A 15,047-nucleotide genomic window follows, 5' to 3' on the forward strand; every position below is an offset into this window, starting at 1 on the left:
AATGACAATGAAAATTGTTGTTCTATAGAGTTTTCGAAAGAAAAATGCCGATAAATTCGAAAGAATTTATTAGCGTCTACTTTAGTATTACTTAACTTCTGGCGAAGTTAAAACTGTCTTTGACACTACAATTCAAAACTATTTTGGGTTGTATGGTTAAGTGACTAAGCGTACACGGTGGATGCCTTGGCAGTTGGAGGCGATGAAGGACGTACTAACTTGCGATAAGCCTAGTTGAGCCAGTAAGAGGCGCTTGAGACTAGGATTTCCGAATGGGGAAACCCGGCCCTTTGGGTCATCATGCAGTGAATACATAGCTGTATGAAGCGAACGCGGAGAACTGAAACATCTAAGTACCCGTAGGAAAAGAAATCAACCGAGATTCCGAAAGTAGCGGCGAGCGAAATCGGATTAGCCCTTAAGCTTTAATGTAGTTAGTGGAACATTCTGGAAAGTATGACGATACAGGGTGACAGTCCCGTACACGACAACTTATTTAAAGTGAAATCGAGTAGGTCGGAGCACGTGAAACTTTGACTGAATATGGGGGGACCATCCTCCAAGGCTAAATACTCCCAACTGACCGATAGTGAACCAGTACCGTGAGGGAAAGGCGAAAAGAACCCCTGTGAGGGGAGTGAAATAGAACCTGAAACCGTGTACGTACAAGCAGTAGGAGCCCCTCGAGGGTGACTGCGTACCTTTTGTATAATGGGTCAGCGACTTATATTCTGTAGCAAGGTTAACCATTTAGGGGAGCCGTAGCGAAAGCGAGTCTTAACTGGGCGCTTAAGTTGCAGGGTATAGACCCGAAACCCGGTGATCTAGCCATGGGCAGGTTGAAGGTCAGGTAACACTGACTGGAGGACCGAACCCACTAACGTTGAAAAGTTAGGGGATGACCTGTGGCTAGGAGTGAAAGGCTAATCAAACCGGGAGATAGCTGGTTCTCCCCGAAATCTATTTAGGTAGAGCCTCGGACGAATACTTACGGGGGTAGAGCACTGTTAAGGCTAGGGGGTCATCCCGACTTACCAACCCTTTGCAAACTCCGAATACCGTAAAGTACTATCCGGGAGACACACGGTGGGTGCTAACGTCCATCGTGGAGAGGGAAACAACCCAGACCGTCAGCTAAGGTCCCAAAGTGTATGTTAAGTGGGAAACGATGTGGGAAGGCTAAAACAGCTAGGAGGTTGGCTTAGAAGCAGCCATCCTTTAAAGAAAGCGTAATAGCTCACTAGTCGAGTCGGCCTGCGCGGAAGATGTAACGGGGCTAAACATACCACCGAAGCTACGGCTGCGAACTTAGTTCGCGGGGTAGGGGAGCGTTCTGTAAGTGGCTGAAGGTGTGCCGGGAGGCATGCTGGACATATCAGAAGTGCGAATGCTGACATGAGTAACGATAATGCGGGTGAAAAACCCGCACGCCGGAAGACCAAGGGTTCCTATCCCATGTTAATCAGGGTAGGGTGAGTCGACCCCTAAGGCGAGGCTGAAGAGCGTAGTCGATGGGAAACGGGTTAATATTCCCGTACTTGGTATAAATGCGATGGGGGGACGGAGCAGGCTAGGCAAGCATGGCGTTGGTTGTCCATGTGAAAGGCTGTAGGCTGGTGACTTAGGAAAATCCGGGTCGCTAAGGCTGAGAGTCGAGACGAGCCACTACGGTGGTGAAGTTGTTGATGCCCTACTTCCAGGAAAAGCCTCTAAGCTTCAGTTTATATCGAATCGTACCCTAAACCGACACAGGTGGTCAGGTAGAGAATACTAAGGCGCTTGAGAGAACTCGGGTGAAGGAACTAGGCAAAATTGTACCGTAACTTCGGGAGAAGGTACGCTCTTACTTGTGAAGACTTCGCGTCGTAAGCAGGCGAGAGCCGCAGTGACCAGGTGGCTGGGACTGTTTATTAAAAACACAGCACTGTGCAAAATCGTAAGATGACGTATACGGTGTGACACCTGCCCGGTGCCGGAAGGTTAATTGATGGGGTTAGCTTAGGCGAAGCTCTTGATCGAAGCCCCGGTAAACGGCGGCCGTAACTATAACGGTCCTAAGGTAGCGAAATTCCTTGTCGGGTAAGTTCCGACCTGCACGAATGGTGTAACCATGGCCACGCTGTCTCCACCCGAGACTCAGTGAAATTGAAATCGCAGTGAAGATGCTGTGTACCCGCGGCTAGACGGAAAGACCCCGTGAACCTTTACTACAGCTTGGCACTGAACATTGACCCTACATGTGTAGGATAGGTGGGAGGCTTTGAAGCGCAGTCGCTAGATTGCGTGGAGCCGTCCTTGAAATACCACCCTTGTAGTGTTGATGTTCTAACTTAGGTCCCTGATCGGGATTGAGGACAGTGCCTGGTGGGTAGTTTGACTGGGGCGGTCTCCTCCCAAAGAGTAACGGAGGAGCACGAAGGTTGGCTAAGTACGGTCGGACATCGTACGGTTAGTGTAATGGTAGAAGCCAGCTTAACTGCGAGACAGACACGTCGAGCAGGTACGAAAGTAGGTCATAGTGATCCGGTGGTTCTGAATGGAAGGGCCATCGCTCAACGGATAAAAGGTACTCCGGGGATAACAGGCTGATACCGCCCAAGAGTTCATATCGACGGCGGTGTTTGGCACCTCGATGTCGGCTCATCACATCCTGGGGCTGAAGTCGGTCCCAAGGGTATGGCTGTTCGCCATTTAAAGTGGTACGCGAGCTGGGTTTAGAACGTCGTGAGACAGTTCGGTCCCTATCTGCCGTGGGCGTTTGAGAATTGAGAGGGGCTGCTCCTAGTACGAGAGGACCGGAGTGGACGAACCGCTGGTGTTCGGGTTGTCATGCCAATGGCATTGCCCGGTAGCTACGTTCGGAATCGATAACCGCTGAAAGCATCTAAGCGGGAAGCGAGCCTCGAGATGAGTTCTCACTTTAACTATAAGTTAACTGAAGGGCCGTTGAAGACTACAACGTTGATAGGCGAGATGTGGAAGTGGTGTGAGCCATTGAGCTAACTCGTACTAATTACCCGTGAGGCTTAACCATACAACGCCAAAGTGGTTTTGTTTGTTAGAAGTTAAGAAATAAAGTAGACGATAAAAATTTAATACGCTTTTCCAGATTTTAGTGAGATGTTGATAAACATCTTGCACACAGAATTTCCTGGTGAACATAGCATTTTGGAACCACCTGACCCCATGCCGAACTCAGTAGTGAAACGAAATAGCGCCGATGATAGTGTGGGGTTTCCCATGTGAAAGTAGGACATCGCCAGGGCCTAATAAAAGAAAGCCCGATTCGAAAGAGTCGGGCTTTTTTGCGTTTGAAATTTTAAAAAGCGTCGATGAAGCTGTAGATAGAGTAGCGTTGTCTATTCATCCATGAAGTTGGTATCTAGCAACCTTTGGACACACTTTCTTGTGGAGGGCTCTTTTTTGCTATGTGCGATTTAAAAGCGTGCCGAGGAAGCTGTAGCTGCAGATAGAATAGCATCACATTGTCTATTCATTCATGAAGCTGGGTTGGATGTTGGAATAGGTCTGCGTTCTCTAAAAAGGCTCATTTCACCTTGCGCAAAGTAAATGTACTCGCGTTGCTCGCTGTCATTGTACTTTACACTTAATTCATCCATGAATCTCATCGACATTCGTACTTCCATGTACGTCAAACCCGTTGCAGCAATGCAGCGGGTTTTTTGCTATGTGCGATTTAAAAACGTGCCGATGAAGCTGTAGCCGTAGATAGAATAGCATCGCCTATTCATCCATGAAGGTGGGTTCCATCGCGCATCTCGATAATTGCTCCTGCATTATACTACTTCCCCACATCCCTGTGGGTCCATGCACTCACTTCCTCGAACTGCGAAGCGGTGCTTCGGTTTCTCGTCACCCTGACAATCATAACGAGGTTCATCATGCTAGAGAGTGTGAGCTTACTGGAAGGTACAATGCACAAAATACTCACCCTGATGCATTTTTTGTTTTAGTCCGCCAGTGAGTTGCTGTGCGACTAACTCCGGGCTGCCTGCAACAGAGTGGAGCGTACAGCCATGTGACTGTAAATAGTTTGGCATTTGGCTGCTGTCTATATCCCACACGATTGGCTCCCCCAGCTTTTCCAAATGGTGATACAGTAATTTAGGTATCGTGTTCTTGGGGCTTTCCTGGGGTTCCAGAGTGGAAAAAATAAACTGAGTGTCACTACCTGCTAAAATTCGGATCGAATCAAAAAGCAGATTGACGTCCTGTTCGCTTAAATACATTAAAACACCTTCGCAGATAAACAGCGTTAAGCGTTCTCGGTTGAATGCGCTAAATTCGGCGAGTACCGTGTTTAATTTTTGATGAGAAAAATCCACAGCCAAAAAATGGATATTCTGATCCTGAGCCGCTCCCTTTTCGAATGCCTTGACCTTGAGAGCTTGAGTGGAAGGGTGATCAATTTCAATAAAGTTAACCTCAGGGTGGACTTCTTGAAGACGCCAACATAGCGAGTCAAACCCTGCGCCTAATACTACAACTTGATTGACGCCATTTGAGATAGCATTCAGCGTTAGTTGCTCAATATGCCGCTTGCGCAGAACATAGTGCAGAGAAATACCCGGTAGTAACAGCCGCTCCTTTAATTTTGAAAGTTTGCAAAACCACCAACTATCGAGTTGTTTGAGCCTGTGGCGGCCATGCTGGCTGCCTTGCAGTATCTGGCGTGATACGGAAATCACGTTCTCGTCGACTAAGTTTCCGTGTGGAGAGTTTTTAGCGGCAAATAACAGGCCCTGAGCGACGGTAAAAGCGGTAGAACTAGCTTCATTGTCTTTCATTATCTGGCCTCACTATAAAAAACAATGCTGTTTTCTGTCAGGCCGATACAGCCTGCCTGAGCCTGGCGCTCCAAAAAGGCCTGGCTTTCATCACGCTTAATCCCTGATATTACAGAAAACGCATGTCCGCCCATTCTGACAACACGTTGATGCGGCTTTCGCAGCATAGGTTGTGCGGTTTTTGCCAGTTGCTCCAGAAAAAACGCTAATCTTTCCTCCCGCGAGGCATGTGCATAAATGAGGGCTCTGCGGCCTACGTCTCGAAGTTTTTGTTCCATCACTTGGAGGACCACTTTCATATAGCTCTGATCTTGATTGACCTGGTGCCAGAAGTCTTTTTTCTTTAGTACCAATAGATCGGTGTTAACGATGGCTGTAGCGTTGACTGTGCGTGCCTGTTCATCAAACAGACATGATTCACCGAATAACTCTCCGGCCGTTAGGGTCGCAAGGTCAAAGCCCTGCTGTTCGGTCGTTGTGTCCATGGTGATGCTGATGGCGCCACTGCTGATAAGGTAAGCTTCATTCGCATTTTCATCTTCAGTGTTAAAAATCGCTGTGCCGGCGCTGACCAGCAAATACTCATAGCATTGTGAGAACAACTCTGTCAGTTTTGAGTGTGCTCTTGGGCCACCAAATGCCCATTGCGTGATCTGCTGCATGGTGCAGTGCATAGGCACCATAGAAACGGAAATGTGTTCATGGCGGACTTGTGCGCCCAGGGCTTTCAGGCCCATGCGTTTGTATAGGGCCAGCGTTTCTATGTTCGCGGTCGTGATTATGTCAGTGACGCCTCTAACTTCGCCGATATCACAACTCAGTTTAAAAAGCGCTCGAAATAAATCGCGACGATTTCGCCATTTGGCATCAATCGCAAACATCCCCGAGTTTGCCAGCAAGGGGAGGGGCAAGTCCTGTGATTGGGCTTGTTTAATAAGCTGCATACGGTATTGGTTGAAATCGTACATCTGGTCCGCTGGCAGTCTTAGCGCACCATCGATAACCACACGTATTGTGCCAACCGGTGTTTCGCCATCATAGGCGATAATATTATAGCTATCAGGCATACCATCAAACATATCCATAATAATTTGTTGCGGATTTGCCTGCATATAGGCGTATTCTTCCACGTAAACCCGATACCGGAGTTGGTATACATGATTAAGCTCAACCGGCGTAGTAGCAACTTTGACTCTGATAGACATTGAACAAGACTTTATATTGTTTATTGTAAAGCTGTATTCTAACCTTTATTCATTAAAAAAATAAAACGAATAATGAAATAGTCGTGGGGAGGAGAGAGTTTAGTGACCTGACCACAATGACTGGCGGGTATATTACTTTTTCGGACACAATTGCGAAGTGCGTATATTCTTTACGCACTTTAAAATTTAGCACTACCTGACAAAGTGGAGTTGAAGATCTTGTTTGAAGAATAATCAGTATAACGCTTTCTGAGAGGTAATGGGTCACGCCACATAGAAAGCAAGCTAGCAGAGATATTCTGAATTAATTACATTGCTCTGATATACCAAATTTTCATCTAATATTAGCTCGGCTTCTTCTTTGGACGCTGCTAGCTCACCCCGGCTTAATGCGTGTAGTTTTAAAAGATCATAAACAGATATCTGGTGGAAGTTTAAAGATGCTTTGAGCAGCGTTTCAATATTGGCGCGATTGTTGTGGACATTATTACAAGACTCAAGCTGGTTAGAAGAACCGGCCAGATCAAGCCAGATGACCTCTCGTTCCTTAATATCGAATACCGCAACCATGCATGAATGACTTGCCGCACTAATGGAGATTCTTTGCTCTACTGTCGTTGCATCAAATATTTCACCGGCCTGGCCTTGCTGCTCTCGAAACATCCACCCTGCATTGGCTTGTTGTTCGGGTAATGGGCCACCTGAATAAACTCGAACATCCAGCGTGATATAGCGAATACTGGTGTCTGTGATAGAGTCGAGCTCGATATCAATAAATTCGCACGCGCCATGCGGCTCTGGCGCATGGGTTATGTCGCCACTGTGGACAGCCCTGTAGTTGTTACAAGACCCGTCGCTACGAAGTGCGTAATAGGCAATTTCTGAGTGAAAAGTCAGTGACTCGGTTAAAAAACATGCTGACAAGTCGATGTCGTCTCCGATCCAATGGACAAAAAATCGCAGCACATTTTTATCGCCCATCGGTAACCTGGTTCCGCGTTGAACAATCTTCAACCCTTCAGCAGCGGTTCGCATTTGCAGTGGTACCGGCGCTTTTGCTAATGCCGGAGCAAGCCAGACTTTACCGAGGTTGGGCAATCGCGAGAAGCGTGCCATAAGTGCGTTGGTTATCATCTCAACTAATCTTTGCAGTATCGACGAGGCAATCCGTGGTAAGTCACCGTTAAGCACTATTGCTTTGGCTATTTGGCCTTTTGGAATCGTGACCCGAGTCATTGTTACAGTGTTCTGTTCAGCGCCGCTTTTTACGCTCTCACAGGCGTTACGATGGTTAAAGTGCCCCAACATTTGTACCAGAACCCGAGTATCGACATCTGAAATTACCACTGAAAACCTGTCCAGTATGACTTTTGCTTCACCTTCGCAGAACAAACGAAGTAGGTGGTCGACCCGCCTGGCAAACTCTCCGGGTTTTTTAGCAAGCAGCTCTAAAAGAGGGGTCAGCGACCTATCTGCCAGTGCTTGTTCAATAATGCTATTGAACCCCTGAAGCTTGCCTTTTCTGAGTTTGGCTGCGATTTCTCTGCTAACAGGTGCCTCTTCGAATGTTCCAATGTGTAAACAATGAAACAATCGTTTCCATTTTCCCTTTTGTCGAATGATGTCATCTATGTTGATAACTGGCTCCAGCTTTTCGACAAGCCAACGGCGATTTGCTTTGCTTAACTTGAACTTCGTATTTGAAGCCAGTGATATGTCACCTTGAGACAAGTGCGCTGCAACGCGCAGGATATCTGTTGCAGTGGCAAGAGGAAGCTCTGAAATTGACGGCATATTGGCCAGTCTGCCTTCAGCGATTAGCTGGCAGCGCGTCTCCTTAAATGGAATGTCATCTGGTATATGTTTTTCCAGCATCTGTTCATCAAACTGGCTGACAAAGTGACGAATAATTTCCCGGTCAAACTCGGGAAGTGACGCATTGCTGGAAAGTATTTCACTGAATATACGAATATACTCGTTACTCGAAATCAGTCCAATGGGCTTTAGCTTGACAGCCTCTGACAGCGGCAATCTGAGTTCTTTTGTGTAATCTGGTTGCCAGACTCCCTGGCTAAAATAGTGCCCAGTGGCATTAAAGAAGAGTTCGACTTGGTGTGCATCATAAACTTGCTTTGGGAAATTGGGATATAGTGGCTCCCATACCTTATCTGCCCCCACTAATGTCTGAAGAGTCTGAAATATCGATGCGCTTTGTTGGGGATTATAGACAAGTGCATTGAGTGCCTCGTCCTCAAAAATAAATCCCAGTTCGATGGCTTCAAGTTGAAGTTGCATTTTGCTTTCTTCCCGGCTCGATACCAAAGCAGGCAGTACAATTGACAGCTTCTTGCGTATGGCTATTTCCTGGACAGGAAAGGGGAGATACGGGTTTGAATCTGGATTATCTTTTGAGGCATCTTCCCCGGTCAAGTGCGTTGTTTCCTAAATCATTGAACTAATTTAGCCTTATGTGATCAGATCTCGAAAGCAAACACAGAGGCTGAACTTTGAAAGAAAAGCGTATCACCAACTGGCGCGAATACAACAAAGCCCTTATCGCCAGAGGTAACATCCAACTTTGGTTTTCCGAGGACGCGATTGAACAGTGGAACAACACGCAACATCACGGCGGTAAAGGCCGGGCTAATCATTTCTCTGAACTGGCAATTGAGACCTGCCTGACTTTGCGGGCTGTATTTCGCTTGTCTCTTCGAGCTGCACAGGGTTTTGTTTCGTCACTAATATCAATGATGAAGCTTGATTTGGATACGCCAACTTATAGTTGTTTGTGCAAGCGTAGTGCAGAGCTGGCAGTTCGCTATAGGCCACACTCCAGTGCATCCGGAGGCATTGATATTGTGGTTGATAGCACTGGTTTGAAGGTGTACGGAAATGGTGAGTGGCATGCAAGAAAACATGGTGCAAACAAGCGCCGAACATGGCGAAAGCTACACCTGGCAGTTGATCCAGATACGCACCAAATCGTAGGCGCTGAGTTGTCCACAGTGTCTGTAGCTGATTCAGAAGTTTTGGGTGACCTACTCAGACCATTGCGCAGGAAGATCAGCTCAGTTAAAGCAGATGGTGCCTATGATACCAGAGGCTGTTATGCCGAAGTAGCAGCTAAAAAGGCCGAAGCAGTGATCCCACCAAGGAGTAACGCACAGTTGTGGGAGGATGGACATGCTCGCAACAGCGCGGTCATTTTAACAAAGCATATAGGCAGCAGTGAGTGGAAAAAATGTGTGAACTACCATCAACGTTCACTGGCGGAAACGGCAATGTACCGATACAAACAGCTAATGGGTGACAAGCTGGTCAGTCGTGGATTCAATCAGCAACACACTGAAGCGATGATCAAAGTGAAAGTACTCAATAGAATGACTAGGCTAGGTATGCCTGAATATCAGGGAAGCAGTTGAAATCTCGGTGTTACCTAAGTTATCTGGATTTGATCAACAAGGCCCCGGTCAAGTGCGTGTGCAGAATTTTTGCCCAGAAATCATCTTCCAATATTTGTGACATAATTGAATGGCCCCGAGTTTATCGGAGACCATTTAGTTTAATGACCCTATTACTTTACCATAGTAATCTGCTTAATATTGAGTAGGGATTATTAAACCAATTTACCCATTATTGGGTTGCGTAATCAGCAACATCAACATTTTTCCATTTGTTAATCCAACCTGTAGTAGCCAATTGAACCTAATCACAAAAATCGAATTTCACCCTAGACAAAAATCCGATATCATTGTACCTAATAATAAGTAAATGAAGGAGAGTTCATGAAGGAATTTAGACTTAGGGTGCCTGCTTTTGTTGCACTTACATTGGCCTCATTGGTCAGTGCGAGCGTTCAAGCTGGGGTAGCCCCCACTCCACCAAGCCGATACATCGGTTCTAACATTGGGGACATTCCAAGAACGGGAGAGCCTGATTCATGCCATACCGCTGGAAACCCAATAGACCGACGAACAGGTAACAAATTTCAAAGGGAGACTGATATACCAAGCAGTTCTGCCAGTGGGTTGCGTTTTGAACGGTTTTATAATAGTCGTGTGACTACACAAGGCAACCTTTGGAAGAGAGCGCTTAACGGCAAAGAGTATTTTACATATGCGCCTGAAGGTACTGTCCTGCCAACGCTGGATGGTGCTGTGGATGAGATAGAAAAGTCAGCATATGGATATGGAGGCGTATGGAGCCATTCTTATTCACAACACATCAAAGTTAAGAAATCTACCTGGAGTCTGACTGTACATGTAAAAACCGAAGATGGTGGTTCTATTTATGTCTCGCGGCACGACGGTGGGATGGACACATATCCTGAGAGACAAAGTATTAATTATGATCAAGATGGCTATCAAGCAAGCCGGTTAGAGTATTTTCACCAAGATGAAACCTGGAAGCTCACAAACAAGAAAAACAATACGGTAGAACACTTCAATAGTGAAGGGAAACTTACCCGTATAGACTTTAATGATGGCAATCAGCACTCGGTTGTGTATGACGGTAATTCGACAGAGGTTACAGATTCATTTGGAAACAAGCTCACATTGGTTAAAAATGACCTAGGTCAGCTTCAGTACGTGACCATGTCAGATGGAACGGCTGTTCAATATGAGTGGAATGGAAGTTTGTTAGCAAAAGCGTACTTTCCAAGCGACGCGCAGCGCCAATCTGATATGAGCATTGATACAAACGCCCCACATCGGACTTATCATTACTTAGCTTATGAACCGTCATTAGAGGAATTCAAGGTTGGCCCTCTTTCTGGTACTTATTGGGCGGAGTATACAGCATTAACCGGTATCACGGATGAACTTGGCCATCGTTATGCCACCTGGGGTTACAATTCGGATAAGAGCAAGACGTATTCGACTCTAGAGTTCGCTAGAGCGGTTTCCTATAAACAGGGCGAGCGTTTCAATCCAACACAAGTCAATGTTGAGTCTCCATCTAGCGGAGACGTATTGAATATCTCAGTTACGACGGGGGAAGATTTTAAAAGCCGGTATACCTATGATGGTAATGAGCAACGATTCATGAACTTAACGGATGTTCATCATGACAGAAATGCCATCGGCTGTGAACTGGAGGGGTTCACTGGTCCGGGAACCCAAAATGTTCTACTGGGTTATAAAAAAACCAGTACACCCGGTCGCATTGAAGGCAGTGGTTATGCGTACTCAAAGAGGGAATACTCTGGCGGTAAAGTCGTTACTCATGATTATAAAAAACACAATATCTACTATGCGGCAAATGGACCGTCTTACCCTTTTCGTCAAAGCACAACAGATTTGGAATACGTAAGAGAGAGCATTCCGACAGTTGCTAATGGCGGCTACGGAACATGTAGTGGTGACCATGAAGTATGTGCTTATAGATTAACCAGATTTCAATTTAGTACTGTTGATGGCAGTTTGGTCTCAACCTCAATGGCCGGACAAAAAGAATTCAATTATCTGAAAAATGGATTGCCACAAACGAGCTATCTCGAAGATGAGCTGAGCTACAGGTATGATCATGAACCTTATCAAGTCACTGTAAAAAAAAGGCAAACAGATTACACCTACACTGATACTGTTGCCGGACTGCCGCTGAAAAAGATCTTGACGATAGACGGACCTAGAACAGATGTGGAGGACGTTACCCAGTATTCCTATTATGAGACAGGTGAGGCGTATCCAGGCCTACTAAAGCGCATAGTCAATCCTGCTGGTCATACAATAGAAATTACGGCGTATGAAAACGATCGACCAACGGAAGTGACAAACCCTAATGGCTCTGTAACTAGTTACGGCTACCATTACCGTGGATGGCTTACTTCTGTAACTGAAGCAGGTGATACGACTCGTTACGATTATTATGATAATGGGTATCTGGAAAAAGTGACATTGCCAGACGGGTCTTACAGTAAATTCACATATAACAGTGCGAATATATTGACTCAAATTGAAAATAATTTGGGTGAAAAGACCGTATTCAGTAATTTTGATGCCTATGGTGTGCCCAGAAAAATTGAAGGCAAAGATGCATCGGGCTCAGTTCGTTCATTAGTTAGTTTGTTGACAGATCAGCTCGGCCGGGTCAAGGCTTTGACAGGTAATGATGGCCAGAATACCGAGTTTACCTATCATATGAACGGTAGCATTGACGCAATCAATGAACTAGCCAATATCGTGGCTAATAGCAATGGTCAAAGTGAAAATGTAGTAAATACAACTGGCAATAAGTATGATTCACTAGGCCGCTTACGCGAAATTGCACACCCTGACGGTGGAGTGATTTATCTTGATTACGATCAAAGAGACAATGTGACAATGATCACAGACCCAAATGAGGCTGTGACAGAATACACTTATGATGGCCTTGATAATATTATTCAAATCAAGAGCCCGGATTCTGGCACTACCGTATACTGGTATGATGCAGCTGGTAATACAACTAGAAAGCTTGATGCCAACGGGTTTACAACCGAGTACACCTATGATGTTTTAAATCGCCTGACGGGGAAACAGTTTATAGACTCTCCAGAGCAGAATATTACGCTTAATTACGATGAAACAGAGAATGGTAAGAACGGTATTGGCCAGCTGACGAGTGTTATTGATAGTAGTGGTACGCTGGACTATTTTTACGATGACAAGGGTCGTTTGATAAAGCAGGTACAGCAAACTGCCTTGCAAACCAGTGTGACAGAGTTTGAATATAATAAACGTGATCAGATCACTCACATCACTTACCCCAGTGGCCGCATTGTGATCTATGGTTATGATGCCATCGGACAGATAGAGTCAGTAACTACGCAAGCAGATGCCTATGCGACACCTGTGGAGCTGGCGGTGTCAATTGGCTACCTACCATTTGGACCTATGCAGTCAATGGAGCTGGGCAACACTTTAATTAGTAAGGTAACCTACGACAAAGACTTGAGAATTGAGGCATTGGAGCTTAAAAAAGGCAATGTCGATGTTCTGAACCAGACTTATACCTACGAGCTCAACAACGACATTGATTTAATCAGTGATCTGGTTGATTCTACGAAAACACAGGATCTTGCATACGATAAGATGCATCAGCTGAGTGAAGCTGTGGGGGGATATGGCGTATTCGAGGTCGATTACGATTTAGCAGGTAACCGTACCACAGTTACCAAAGACACCCAGGTACAAACTTATAGCTACTCAGGTAGTAATCAGATTCAGACAATCACGGGTCACAATGCGAATAGTTTTAGCTATGATGCGGCGGGCAATCTGATGAGTGATGTACGTCGAGGTCATATCTATACATTTGACAAGCAGAATCGACTCGTTGCTATTACTAAAGCTAATTCAGTGATTGCTGAATATGCTTATAATGGCCTGAATCAACGTGTTGCAAAGTTTGCGTCAACAAGGAACACGATATATCACTATGATAATAATGGCCTACTGATAGCTGAGTCCGATAATGAAGGGGTCGTCTATCGTGAGTATATCTATCTAAACGGTCAGCTATTGGCGATAACAGATCTGGGTGATGTAAGCTGGCAAGGATATGATTTGAATTCCGGTGCGGTTGTGGCTGCTTTGACTGCCTCACATGGTGGAATGACCCTTTCAGGTGCCAGTTCGGCCAATTCGTTCTATCATCATGAATTAAATGGAGATGGCTCCATTGGCGTTAATGTTGAAGACTTTAACGCCCCGCTAAAGGAAAGGGCTTCCGTGGGATTGATGATTAGAGGAAGTAACGCACAAGATGCTGCGTACGCGTCTGTGCGTTTGAATGCAAACTCAAAGTTTATACCTATTGCAGGTAAGATCTTTGTGCCACTCTTTGCTTCTTTGCCAGAGCTGGAGGTCAGCTACAGAGAATTTGCCGGAGGGCCCGTTGTCAATGAAACCGTGCGCTTGTATGGAAGGCACATCAAGCTGGAAAAGTACGGTGCTGCGGTTAATTTGTATAATTCAGCGGACGGCTTAAACTGGCATCGGGTAAAGTCCGTGTCTGTTAGCATGAGCACGAAGTCCCTTATAGGGGTCACTCAGAGTAATCTGCCCGAAGATGAGCGAGTTGCACTGAGTAGCATTAAGGTGACAGGACATGCTCCGAGCTCGGAAGCCTATGCAATCGGATATGTACACAATGATCATATTGGGATGCCCAGCGTGATTACAAATGATAGTGGAGAGACCATCTGGCGTGCAACGCATACTCCATTTGGTTACTCGGTCGTTGATGGAGATGTTGATGGGGATGCCAATACAACAATACTGAATGTACGGTTCCCAGGTCAGTATTATGATGCAGAATCGGGCTTGCATTACAACTGGCATCGTTATTATGACCCTGCACTTGGACGATATATTAGCAGCGACCCATTGGGATTAGCTGATGGCGTGAATATTTATGCGTATGGTAGGAATAACCCGGTAGCATCTGTGGACCCAACGGGCCTGTTCTTAACGACTCTGGATGCGGCTTGTTTACAGAACCCTGCCTTATGTGCAGATATTGTAGGTGATATCGCTAAAACGCCGGGAGGTATTGCTAAGAAAGCTAATATGTGTCAACCCGGTGGTGCTGAATCCTTTAATCAAGCACTTGATTATGGTGTGAAAGGGTTAAGGGCCTATCAAAAAACAATGTCAATTAAGGCGGCATTACAGGTTCCATGGAGGGTAGGGAATGATGCGTTTAGGGCTTATAAAAAGACAGGGTCAATGATATCGGCAATGAAGGCTCCATGGAGGTCAGGTCGTGGCAAGGTTAACGCTGTTGATAGTGGAGCTGATCTGGTTGATGGTTACAATTCGGCGGTTGATCTATTTACCGGAGGGTTTACAACCAACCCTACAACGATTAACCCTGCCAAATATTTCGTTTCACTTTATCAGAGAGTGGACTCACGCGTACCACGTCGATTTACCTGGTATTATTCTTCTCAGGAAAAAAGGCCTTAAAAGAAAGCGCTTATAGTTTAAACTTTCACGATCAGATATGTAGTGTTTCTAAACTACATATCTTTTTGGTCAGCCCGCTTATC

Annotated in this window: 5 protein-coding genes and 2 rRNA genes; 4 read left to right on the top strand and 3 right to left on the bottom strand. The window is 45.7% G+C overall.

The window, feature by feature from the left end:
• The first annotated feature begins 154 nt into the window (after positions 1-154).
• Both AT705_RS00715 and rrf read left to right on the top strand, forming a co-directional pair.
• Positions 155-3,034 (top strand): 23S ribosomal RNA (locus AT705_RS00715).
• Positions 3,035-3,150: 116 nt separating this feature from the next.
• Positions 3,151-3,265 (top strand): 5S ribosomal RNA (gene rrf / locus AT705_RS00720).
• A gap of 655 nt (positions 3,266-3,920) precedes the next feature.
• Here the strand turns inward: rrf and AT705_RS00725 are convergent.
• The 3 genes from AT705_RS00725 to AT705_RS00735 form a co-directional block, all read right to left on the bottom strand.
• Positions 3,921-4,808, bottom strand: coding sequence for a class I SAM-dependent methyltransferase (locus AT705_RS00725; RefSeq protein WP_058795069.1), 888 nt, complete (start codon positions 4,806-4,808; stop codon positions 3,921-3,923).
• Positions 4,808-6,013: an N-acyl amino acid synthase FeeM domain-containing protein gene (locus AT705_RS00730; RefSeq protein ID WP_082668883.1), complete on the bottom strand. Its 1,206-nt coding sequence runs from the start codon at positions 6,011-6,013 to the stop codon at positions 4,808-4,810. The genes AT705_RS00725 and AT705_RS00730 overlap by 1 nt, the downstream gene beginning before the upstream one ends.
• 285 nt (positions 6,014-6,298) lie before the next feature.
• Entirely contained in the window at positions 6,299-8,308 is a 2,010-nt protein-coding gene (locus AT705_RS00735; RefSeq protein ID WP_237113759.1) for a hypothetical protein, read from the bottom strand.
• Between the two features lie 212 nt (positions 8,309-8,520).
• Here AT705_RS00735 and AT705_RS00740 point away from each other — a divergent pair, with 212 nt between their 5' ends.
• Positions 8,521-9,435: an IS5 family transposase gene (locus tag AT705_RS00740; RefSeq protein ID WP_058795072.1), complete on the top strand. Its 915-nt coding sequence runs from the start codon at positions 8,521-8,523 to the stop codon at positions 9,433-9,435.
• A 363-nt stretch (positions 9,436-9,798) separates the two neighbouring features.
• Complete coding sequence (locus AT705_RS00745; protein ID WP_082668884.1) at positions 9,799-14,964, top strand: RHS repeat-associated core domain-containing protein; 5,166 nt, start codon at positions 9,799-9,801, stop codon at positions 14,962-14,964.
• Positions 14,965-15,047: the final 83 nt, after the last annotated feature.

The sequence above is a fragment of the Pseudoalteromonas rubra genome, assembly GCF_001482385.1.
Classification (GTDB): domain Bacteria; phylum Pseudomonadota; class Gammaproteobacteria; order Enterobacterales; family Alteromonadaceae; genus Pseudoalteromonas; species Pseudoalteromonas ardens.